Source organism: Pseudonocardia sp. SID8383 (assembly GCF_009864975.1).
Classification (GTDB): domain Bacteria; phylum Actinomycetota; class Actinomycetes; order Mycobacteriales; family Pseudonocardiaceae; genus Pseudonocardia; species Pseudonocardia alni.
This window is the reverse complement of sequence record NZ_WWFY01001088.1, coordinates 1-1,472: the sequence shown is the minus strand read 5'-3', so window position 1 is coordinate 1,472 and position 1,472 is coordinate 1. Positions and strand designations below refer to the sequence as shown.

The 1,472-nt window shown below is 76.7% G+C and carries 1 protein-coding gene; it reads right to left on the bottom strand.

What is annotated here, in order from left to right:
• Positions 1-141: 141 nt before the first annotated feature.
• A partial coding sequence (locus GTW08_RS26395; protein ID WP_161152675.1) for a ferric reductase-like transmembrane domain-containing protein occupies positions 142-1,472 on the bottom strand: 1,331 nt, incomplete at its 5' end.

Genomic DNA, 1,472 nt, shown 5'->3' with positions numbered 1-1,472 from the left:
AGCGCCTGCGGGTGGTCGAGACGACCCTCGGCGAGGTCATGGCCCTGCTGCAGCGCCTGGCGCCCTGACCCGTCCGCCCCGCCCGACCGGACGCAGACCGCGCGCCCTGCGGGCCTCCCGACCCGGGCTCCCGACGCGTCGTCAGCCGAAGTTCTCGACGTGCACGCGCCGCTCCGGCACCCCGGCGTCGAGCACGGTGCGCCGGACCATCGCGGTCCACCGGCCGGGCCCGCACACGTACACCTCGCGCACCGCGATGTCCGGGATCCGGGTCCGCAGCGCGGCGAGGTCGTCGGCCCGGCCCGCGTCGGCGCCCCACCACGACCCCGCCCCCCGGCGACGCCCGGGCGAGGCCACCACGTGCAGGTTCCGCTCCCGGGCGAGGCGGGTGAACTCCCGTGCGAACAGCGGCTCGCGGGTGAAGCGGTGCACCACCACGACGTCGGCGGACTCGTTGAGGAACTTCTCCGCCAGCGCCCGCAACGGGGTCATCCCGACGCCCGCGCCGATCAGCGCGACCCGCGGGCTGGTCCGGGTGCGCGGGGTGAGCCTGCCGTAGGGGCCCTCGATGTAGACCCGGGTGCCCTGCCGCAGGTTCGGGACGGCGGCGCTGCCGTCGCCGAGCTGCTTGACGGTGATCCGCAGCGAGCGGGCCGTCGGCGGTGCCGACAGCGAGTACGGGTTGCCCGCGGGCCAGCCACGCCCGGACCGGAACCGCCAGACGAAGAACTGCCCGGCCGAGGCGCCGAGCTCGCGCAGCCGGTCGCCGGTCATGTGCACCGACACGCTGCCGTCGCCCTCGGGCAGCACCGCGGCGACGGTGATCCGGTGGCGGCGCGACCGGAGCACCGGGACCGCGACCCGCCAGACCACGACGGCGAGCACCGCGGCGGACCACAGCCCCCACCAGAACACCGTCCGCGACGGCGAGGTGGTGAACTCCCGCCCCGCCCACAGCTGGTGCGGCAGCGCGAGGAACACCCCGGCGTAGCCCCACAGGTGCAGCAGGTGCCACCACTCGTAGCGCAGCCGGGTGCGGATCCACCGCGCGCTGGTCACGACGACGAGCACCACCAGGACGGTGCCGAGCGAGGCCGCGACCATCCCGGGCCGGGTCCACGTCAGCTGCCAGAACCCGGCGGGGACGCGGCCCGCGCCGGCGGGGCCGTGCGCCCAGCTCGCGCAGCCGACGTGCGCCAGCATCCCGGCGAACGAGGCGATCCCGGTACCGCGGTGCAGTGCGATGAGATGCCGCTGGCCGAACGCGTGCTCCAGCAGTGGGATCCGGGCGGCGAGCAGCACCTGCCCGAGCAGCAGCAGCGACGCCAGCAGCCCGCAGAGCCGTCCGGTCTCGGCGACCGCGCGGGTGCCGCCCTCCAGCAGCCCGGCGGGGCCGCCGCCGTCGACCCACCAGGCGAGGACGAGCAGCACCGCCAGGGCGGCGAGCACCCCCGTCGCGCGGCGGACCCGGC